This window comes from Salinivibrio sp. MA427 (assembly GCF_001996115.1).
In the GTDB taxonomy this organism is placed as follows: domain Bacteria; phylum Pseudomonadota; class Gammaproteobacteria; order Enterobacterales; family Vibrionaceae; genus Salinivibrio; species Salinivibrio costicola.
Genome location: NZ_MUFH01000116.1, coordinates 1 through 7,533, shown reverse-complemented (window position 1 = coordinate 7,533; position 7,533 = coordinate 1). Strand labels below are relative to the sequence as shown.

The following is a 7,533-nucleotide window of genomic DNA, read 5'->3' as shown; positions in this document are numbered from 1 at the left end:
AGCAGGCACGGGGTGTCTGAGTTCAGCTACGATTAGTACAGAGCGATTTAAAACAGCCGCTGCTTTGCAGTCCGGGAGGAGAGCGTCGTGTTGCACAGTAAAGATATTTTAATTGTTGAAGATGATCCCGTCTTTAGTCGAATGATTGCCTCGTTTCTTGAAAGAGAAGGTGCGACGGTCCGTGAAGTAGAAAATGGGCTAGAAGGGCTACAAGCATTGAGGCAATCCATCCCTGATTTACTGATCAGCGATCTTTCCATGCCGGTCATGACGGGGCTTGAGTTCGTTGAGGAAGTGAGCCTCGAATACCCGATGCTGCCCATGATTGTGATTTCAGGTACCGGAGGCATGGCCGACGTTGCCCAGGCGCTTCGCTTTGGAGTAAAGGATTTTTTACTCAAGCCCATTGAAGACATCAAATCGGTTAAAAAAGCCATTGAAGCGGTGATTGATGATGCCAACGATGATGTGCATGCCAGTGATGACTTTAGTCAACAGTGGTTTAAAGTGAGTGGAGATGCGGACAAAGGCGCCTCAGAAAGCGAACTAAAATGGCACCTTGATGCGCTACGTCATAATCCTGGCAGTGCGCGAGAGTTGCTGATGGGGTTGATGCCTGAGCCAGACTCACAACAAGGCGCGTGGCGTTTGTCATATCACTCGCTGCAATCGGCAGACGCCAACCCTATTGTGCTCGATTATGCTTGGCTGCTCGGCGGGAAAATGGCGTTCTATGTGGTTGACTCAGCGTCAGCTGAAGAAGATGGGACGGCAACGACTTTGATGATTCGGGCCTTTTTTAATGATTTTGTCCGCTCAAGTGATGTGAATGAACGCGGATTCCTGACGCTGGTAAAACGGATTGAAGATGCGATTCGTGCATCGGCTTATACATCACCGGTCCGTGCCATGTTTGGTGTCTTAAACATGGTTGATAGCCAACTTGATATTCTGCCAGCAGGTTTAAAAGCCACGATTGATAGTAGCGGAACCACGAAATTAGTTCGTAGTGAGCATTGGCTAGGTCGCGATGCCTTTAGCAGTGAATTCCAAACTGTGGATATGCAATCAGGCGATGCGCGTGTGTCTTTAAACGAAGTCGGCCTGAATAGCTTTAGCGTTGATATTCAAAAGATTGCCTAATATCGGCCATCAATGATTGTGGTGTCCCGTCATCTCCATATCACCAGTTCAAGCGATGCACGTCCCGCTCTGCTTGCTGGTGATGATTTACATCCGTATACTCACGTCGCTCTGGATGGGTTGTTACCTTACCTTCGATAGATATCAGGGACAGATCGGCATGAAACATTGGTATTTACTTTATTGTAAACGCACGGAACAACAACGTGCGGAACAAAACTTGAAGCGGCAAGGCGTGGACTGTTACTACCCGATAGTCACAGTCGAAAAGTTGCGTCGAGGCAAATACCGGCAAGTTGAAGAACCGCTCTTTCCGAATTACATCTTTGCTTGTTTTGATCCTGAATGGGTTCAATACACGTCTGTTCGCTCTACACGTGGCGTTGTTGATTTTGTTCGCCAAGGTGCGAAGCCGATCCACGTCGATATTCAATTAATTCAACACTTGATGATGATGGAAGACAGTGATGAGCAACGAGAATTACTGTATCAAGGCTTCAAGCCTGGTCAAAAAGTAACCGTTGAGAGTGGCCAGTTTGCCGGGGCTGAAGCGATTTTTAAAGAAAAAGACGGCGAAAAACGCTGTATCCTTTTAATCAAAATACTCAATCAACAAACCGAGTTACGGATCAATAACTCAGATATAAAAGCGTCATGCTAAGCGACTTACGCGTCGTAGAACGTGCCGATAGGTCGTTGTATCAGGCCAAAAAAGATGGGCGAAATCAATGTGTGAAAGCCAATCAAATTGACTTCGCCACCTTGTGATGCTAGCCAACGTCGTGATACTGCTCGCACGCCATGAGTGTGTTTTCAATCAAGGTGGCGACTGTCATAGGGCCGACCCCGCCAGGTACAGGGGTGATATGACTGGCTCTTTCATACGCGACATCGTACTCAATATCCCCGATTAATTTACCGTCATCCATGCGGTTGATGCCCACATCAATCACGATTGCCCCGGGTTTTATCCAATCGCCAGGGATGAACTTAGGTTTACCGACCGCAACCACGAGCACATCGGCTTGTCGAACATGCGTTTCTAAATCTTGGGTAAATCGATGGCAGGTGGTGGTGGTGCAGCCGGCGAGCAACAGCTCCAACGTCATCGGGCGACCGACAATATTGGATGCTCCCACCACCACAGCATGTTTACCGCGTAGCGGTACATTATAACGATCGAGAAGAGTAATAATTCCTTTCGGCGTGCACGAGCGTAGTGTCGGCATACGTTGGCACAAGCGGCCCACATTAAAAGGATGAAAACCATCTACATCTTTATCTGGGCGGATTCGTTCCAATACGGACGTGGCATCAATCCCAGCCGGCAACGGCAGTTGAACGAGAATACCATCAATGCAGTCGTCGTCATTCAAAGTGTCAATCAACGAGAGTAGCTCATGCTGTGAGCAAGAGGCTGGGAGGTCATAGGAGCGTGATACAAATCCGACTTCGTCACAGACTCGGCGTTTACTCCCCACGTAAACTTGTGATGCAGGGTCCGAGCCGACCAAAATAACGGCTAAACCAGGTGCGCGGCGACCTGCCTCTGTGCGGGCGGCGACGCGTGCAGCGACCTCACGACGCACCGTTTGCGCGATCAGCTTTCCATCAATCAATTGTGCGGCCATAACTATCCTTTGGCTAAAGCAATATTCGTCAGTATTGTGACAAAAATCGCGGCTAAAAGCTATTACGCAAACGTTTGCTTTGGTTTTGATGGCGGAATATGCCAGATATCCTATTGAGAGAGAATATCACGTCATTGTCTAGCCCTTCGCGTCATTAGGTTGGCAAAGTGGCCCAAAAAAGCGATAGACGGTGATTGACAATAAAATGGCGCGGTTTTGAGCAACTAGGTCAACATTTTAGGGAAAAGCGTTGACGGGACCTGACGTCGCTTTATAATCCACGCTGCATATCGTTATTGCGCCCTTAGCTCAGTTGGATAGAGCAACGGCCTTCTAAGCCGTGGGTCACAGGTTCGAATCCTGTAGGGCGCGCCATTCTTATGCGTCTCCCCGTATTTGCCTTGTCTGAGTGCTCTGAAAATAATCAATCGCGCATAAAACAGTAAAATCTGTGATCTTACGCGGTTGAATTGTGAGATATCACCCCAATTTCGATATTGAAACGCCATCGGTTGCCCCTTGTCTCGACTCAGTTGACGGGTGCCGCTATAATAGCGCGTCTTAATTTTCAGTCTCGGATGAGATAGCTCGATACGCCAATTGCGTGTATCCGGATTCGCAGGGGCTATGACGGACTCATAGCTCGGATGATGCCACCAGTCAAACTGGTAAACATCACTCAGTACCCCTGAGTAAATTTGAGGTTAAATTTATAATGCAAGTTACCGTTGAAACCACCGAAGGCCTTAAGCGCCAAATGACCATTACAGTGCCTGCTGCCAATATCGATGATGCAGTCACTAAAGAGCTACGMAATATCGCTAAGAATCGTCGTTTTGATGGTTTCCGTAAAGGTAAAGCGCCATTGAAAATGGTGTCACGTATGTACGGTGATACCGTGCGTCAAGACGTGCTGGGCGAAGTGATGCAGCGTCACTTTATTGAAGCGATGATCCAGGAAAAAGTGAACCCAGCGGGCGCACCAACCTTTACCCCTGTAGAGAACGAAGCAGGAAAAGATCTGGTATTTAAAGCTGACTTTGAAGTGTATCCAGAGGTTGAGCTACAAGGCCTAGACGCGATCAGCGTCGAAAAGCCAAAAGCCGACGTACAAGAAAGCGACGTTGAAGAAATGCTCACCACCTTGCGCAAGCAACAAGCGAGCTGGGTAGAAGCAGAAGGTGAAGCGAAAGATAACAGCCGTGTGACGCTGGACTTCGTCGGCACCATCGACGGTGAAGAATTTGAAGGCGGCAAAGCCGAAGGCTTCCAGCTAGAAATGGGTCAGGGTCGCATGATCCCAGGCTTTGAAGACGGTCTTGTWGGCAAAAAAGCCGGCGAAGAATTCACCATCGACGTGAACTTCCCTGAAGACTACCATGCTGAAAACTTGAAAGGAAAAGCGGCTCAGTTCGCGATTAAACTGCATCAAGTTGAAGAGCAAGAGCTGCCTGAGCTAACAGAAGAATTCGTTCAGCGCTTCGGCATTGCAGATGGCAGTGTTGAAGGCCTGAAAGCGGAAGTACGCAAAAACATGGATCGCGAACTCAAGCAAGCGATCAAAAACAAGGTAAAAGAACAAGTACTGGACGGTCTGGTTGAGCAAAACCAAATCGACGTACCGTCAGCCTTGATTGACCAAGAAATTGGCACATTGCGTCAGCAAGCGGCACAACGTTTTGGTGGCAACATGGATAGCGCTTCTCAGCTACCGCGTGAGCTATTTGAAGAGCAAGCGAAGCGTCGTGTTAGCGTCGGCCTGCTGCTTGGCGAAGTGATCAAGTCTGAAGAGCTTAAAGCCGATGATGAGCGCGTTAAAGCACTGATCGAAGAAATGGCGTCTGCGTATGAAGACCCATCAGAAGTTGTCGCTTACTATGAAAAAGACGAGAAGCTGATGGAAAATATGCGTAACGTTGCGCTTGAAGAGCAAGCGATCGATGCGTTATTAGCAAAAGCAACCGTTACTGAAGCTGAAGTCGGTTTCAGTGATCTAATGAACGCTACTCAGCAAGCGTAATTCGGATTAAAAAACGTCTGTGTTTTATTGACACTGCGTAAACGTATCTGCTTACAATGGCCCTAATGACTTGTCATTCGGGCCATTTTTTCCATCTATTGGTCGCAATGGTGATGAAACCAATCGACGTTAGAGAGCCTTGTTTTTAAGTAAAAACTCTCGATGGATCATCAAGCTGCATACACCGATATAAGATTTTAGTGACCTGTTACAGCATTTTGTGCTAAACCTTGGTTAAGGCAAGAGTGATAACAAATTCGATTAGGGATATTACGTTATGAGCCATCAAGATAGAAATGCCATGCCACCCATTACGGACGCCCTTGTCCCTATGGTGGTGGAACAAACCTCGCGCGGTGAGCGCTCTTACGATATTTACTCTCGCCTACTCAAAGAACGCATTATCTTCCTGACAGGGCAAGTGGAAGACCAAATGGCGAACTTGATTGTGGCGCAGATGCTGTTCTTGGAATCTGAGAACCCAGAAAAAGACATTTATCTGTATATTAACTCACCAGGCGGCGTGGTGACTGCGGGGATGGCGATTTATGACACCATGCAGTTTATTAAACCGGACGTGAGCACCTTATGTACAGGCCAAGCCTGTTCGATGGGCTCTTTCCTGCTTGCGGGTGGCGCCAAAGGTAAGCGTTATTGTTTACCAAACTCGCGCGTGATGATTCACCAGCCGCTAGGGGGCTTCCAAGGCCAGGCGTCTGATATTGAAATTCATGCGCAGGAAATGATCAAAACGAAGCACCGTCTCAACACTATATTGGCTGAACATACTGGCCAGCCGATGGAAGTGATCGAGCGCGATACTGACCGTGATAATTTCATGGCGGCGCAAGAAGCGGTGGACTATGGCTTAGTTGACGCCGTATTGAGTCAACGAGACTAAACCCAATTCGCCGCAGAGCGTTGAAATGAGACAAACTTCGCTCATTAGCCAAGGCTTGATGGTTGTTGGGTCGGAAAAAGTGGCCGATTTGTTGTAAACTCAACATAAGGCAACGACGGGCAAGTGCCCCAAAGAGGTTAGCGAATGACAGACAAGCGAAAAGACGGTGGAAGCGGAAAGCTGCTTTACTGCTCATTCTGTGGTAAGAGCCAACACGAAGTTCGCAAGTTAATTGCTGGGCCATCGGTCTACATTTGTGACGAATGTGTTGACCTATGTAATGACATTATCCGTGAAGAGATCAAAGAAGTGATGCCGAAGCGTGAAGGTGATTCTTTGCCTGCGCCAAGCGAAATTCGCGAGCATCTAGACGATTATGTCATTGGCCAAGAGCAAGCCAAAAAAGTGCTTTCGGTTGCGGTATACAACCACTATAAACGCTTGCGAAACGGCGATAAAAGCGCCGAGGGCGTGGAGCTAGGTAAGAGTAATATCCTGCTGATTGGCCCCACAGGGAGTGGTAAAACACTGCTGGCTGAAACCCTCGCCCGCTTCTTGGATGTGCCATTTACGATGGCTGACGCAACGACATTAACCGAAGCCGGTTATGTGGGTGAAGACGTCGAAAATATCATCCAAAAGCTGCTGCAAAAGTGTGACTACGACGTCGCTAAAGCAGAGCGCGGCATCGTGTATATCGATGAAATCGACAAGGTGTCACGTAAATCGGATAATCCATCGATTACCCGTGATGTTTCTGGCGAAGGCGTACAGCAAGCCCTGCTTAAACTGGTCGAGGGAACGGTTGCATCGATCCCGCCACAAGGTGGACGTAAACATCCACAACAAGAGTTTCTCCAGGTTGATACCTCGAAAATTCTATTTATTTGTGGTGGTGCGTTTGCAGGACTAGACAAAGTGATAGAGCAGCGTGTTGATACCGGCTCTGGCATTGGTTTTGGCGCGCAAGTGAAAGGCGCGACTGATCGGTCAGTCGACGAGTTCTTCGGCAAAGTAGAACCAGAAGATATGGTTAAATATGGCCTGATCCCTGAGTTCATCGGCCGTTTGCCAGTGACCGCTGTGCTTAGAGAGCTTGATGAAGACGCACTCGTACAGATTTTGCGTGAGCCAAAAAATGCCATCACCAAACAATACAGTGCGCTGCTTGAGCTAGATGGTGTCGAGCTTGAGTTCCGTGATGACGCCCTACGTGCGATCGCCAAAAAAGCGATGACCCGCAAAACAGGTGCACGAGGTTTGCGTTCGATTGTGGAATCTGTGCTGCTAGATACTATGTATGATCTGCCATCCATGAAAGGGGTGACCAAGGTCGTCATTGATGACTCAGTGATCCGAGGCGAATCCGCACCTCTATTGATGTATGAGCACACTGAGAATCAAGCCGCAGGCGGTGAATAACGCTTTCACTTGTTTTATCAGCGATAAAGAAAAAAGGGAGTTATCACTCCCTTTTTTATTTTCTGACGGTTGAGCCGTTGAAACCTGTCCAACAGACCCCATATACTCTTAATCAGATTGAACGGAAGAGAGAAGCATATGAACTTGGAGCGTTCCGAGCGCATTGACATTCCGGTGCTGCCACTTCGGGATGTGGTGGTTTATCCTCACATGGTGATCCCGCTCTTTGTGGGAAGGGAAAAGTCGATACGCTGCCTTGAAGCGGCGATGGACAACGATAAGCAGATTCTATTGGTGGCGCAAAAAGATGCGGCAACCGATGACCCAAGTATCTCAGATTTATATACCGTTGGTACGGTAGCAACCATCCTACAGCTTCTTAAACTTCCAGACGGAACGGTAAAAGTTCTGGTCGA

Annotated in this window: 7 protein-coding genes and 1 tRNA gene; 7 read left to right on the top strand and 1 reads right to left on the bottom strand. The window is 48.2% G+C overall.

Going from position 1 to position 7,533, the window contains the following annotated elements:
* Nucleotides 1-87 precede the first annotated feature (87 nt).
* Complete coding sequence (locus tag BZG79_RS08910; protein WP_077774223.1) at nt 88-1,143, top strand: response regulator; 1,056 nt, start codon at nt 88-90, stop codon at nt 1,141-1,143.
* Between the two features lie 160 nt (nt 1,144-1,303).
* Complete coding sequence (rfaH, locus tag BZG79_RS08905; RefSeq protein ID WP_077460342.1) at nt 1,304-1,804, top strand: transcription/translation regulatory transformer protein RfaH; 501 nt, start codon at nt 1,304-1,306, stop codon at nt 1,802-1,804.
* A gap of 109 nt (nt 1,805-1,913) precedes the next feature.
* Here rfaH and folD read toward each other — a convergent pair whose 3' ends face one another.
* Entirely contained in the window at nt 1,914-2,774 is an 861-nt protein-coding gene (gene folD, locus BZG79_RS08900) for a bifunctional methylenetetrahydrofolate dehydrogenase/methenyltetrahydrofolate cyclohydrolase FolD (RefSeq protein WP_077460343.1), read from the bottom strand.
* A 298-nt stretch (nt 2,775-3,072) separates the two neighbouring features.
* Here folD and BZG79_RS08895 point away from each other — a divergent pair.
* From BZG79_RS08895 to BZG79_RS08875, 5 genes are all read left to right on the top strand, one after another.
* Nucleotides 3,073-3,149 (top strand) — tRNA-Arg (locus tag BZG79_RS08895).
* 340 nt (nt 3,150-3,489) lie between these two features.
* Nucleotides 3,490-4,794 (top strand): trigger factor, encoded by a 1,305-nt coding sequence (gene tig, locus BZG79_RS08890; protein ID WP_077774222.1) that lies wholly within the window; start codon nt 3,490-3,492, stop codon nt 4,792-4,794.
* A 277-nt stretch (nt 4,795-5,071) separates the two neighbouring features.
* Nucleotides 5,072-5,695, top strand: coding sequence for an ATP-dependent Clp endopeptidase proteolytic subunit ClpP (gene clpP, locus BZG79_RS08885; protein ID WP_021022248.1), 624 nt, complete (start codon nt 5,072-5,074; stop codon nt 5,693-5,695).
* Nucleotides 5,696-5,839: 144 nt separating this feature from the next.
* Nucleotides 5,840-7,117: an ATP-dependent protease ATP-binding subunit ClpX gene (clpX, locus tag BZG79_RS08880; RefSeq protein ID WP_077774221.1), complete on the top strand. Its 1,278-nt coding sequence runs from the start codon at nt 5,840-5,842 to the stop codon at nt 7,115-7,117.
* A 138-nt stretch (nt 7,118-7,255) separates the two neighbouring features.
* Nucleotides 7,256-7,533, top strand: a 278-nt coding sequence (locus BZG79_RS08875; protein ID WP_199877675.1) for an LON peptidase substrate-binding domain-containing protein, incomplete at its 3' end; no start/stop codon positions are given.

Excerpts from the sequence above, each read along its gene's own strand:
- folD (WP_077460343.1), bottom strand. The coding sequence starts at position 2,774 with ATGGCCGCACAATTGATTGATGGAAAGCTGATCGCGCAAACGGTGCGT.
- rfaH (WP_077460342.1), top strand. The coding sequence starts at position 1,304 with ATGAAACATTGGTATTTACTTTATTGTAAACGCACGGAACAACAACGT.
- clpP (WP_021022248.1), top strand. The coding sequence starts at position 5,072 with ATGAGCCATCAAGATAGAAATGCCATGCCACCCATTACGGACGCCCTT.
- clpX (WP_077774221.1), top strand. The coding sequence starts at position 5,840 with ATGACAGACAAGCGAAAAGACGGTGGAAGCGGAAAGCTGCTTTACTGC.